The 693-nt window shown below is 53.4% G+C and carries 1 protein-coding gene; it reads right to left on the bottom strand.

Annotation, left to right across the window (positions count from 1 at the left end; translation table 11 throughout):
- Positions 1-18: 18 nt before the first annotated feature.
- The coding region (locus tag Xentx_RS18225; RefSeq protein ID WP_074021887.1) for a TraI domain-containing protein at positions 19-693 on the bottom strand (675 nt) is incomplete at its 5' end.

The raw sequence follows: 693 nt of genomic DNA, 5'->3' as shown, positions 1-693 counted from the left end.
TACAAATAACTGTTTGAATTATTTATCTTTAAATGATGAATGCAGGTGACTGTCAGGGGCAATACTTTCTTTCTCCCGTTTTGACCGTTTGGTCAGTTTCGAGGCGGGGGGGGGGCTTTTTTCCTGATTTTGCGGCGAAGACCCATCAGGTGACTGAAATAAGGATAATAATGTCAGGGTATCATCAGACACGGATGGCGGTGGGGTTGTGATTTCACTGACAGGCGGCGTGGGTATCGTTTCCGGTACCGGATTGTATTCGGAAGAGCACGCCGCCTCCTTCGCCGGAGATGGAGAAACTTCCTGTTTCCCCCGCAAAGGGGAATGAATCTGCCCGGCAGCGTCCTGAAGCAATGTATCTATCAACGGAACAGTGGAGGGACGCCCATTGAGATGCTGCATCAGACAATGCCAGACTTCCGGTACACTCACCAGCCACATCATGGCTTTTTCTGGTAACAAACAGGCAGCCAGCAACACTTCCTGCGGAACCGACGGTATGTTCTCCGGTGCGCGAAAACGGAAACGAAACGGTTTATCGGGGATACCCATGCCCGGTTGCCAGACATGCCCGTCTTCCAGTTCTCCTTCGAACTGCCGCAATAACGGCAGGTGGTAAAACAACGCCGCCCAGAATACCACCGCCTGCCACAACAGGCTCTGTGCCGCCTGCGTTTCGGGTGCCGCCCCCGG

It is taken from the genome of Xenorhabdus thuongxuanensis, from assembly GCF_001908095.1.
In the GTDB taxonomy this organism is placed as follows: domain Bacteria; phylum Pseudomonadota; class Gammaproteobacteria; order Enterobacterales; family Enterobacteriaceae; genus Xenorhabdus; species Xenorhabdus thuongxuanensis.
This window is presented reverse-complemented; position numbering and strand designations above follow the sequence as displayed.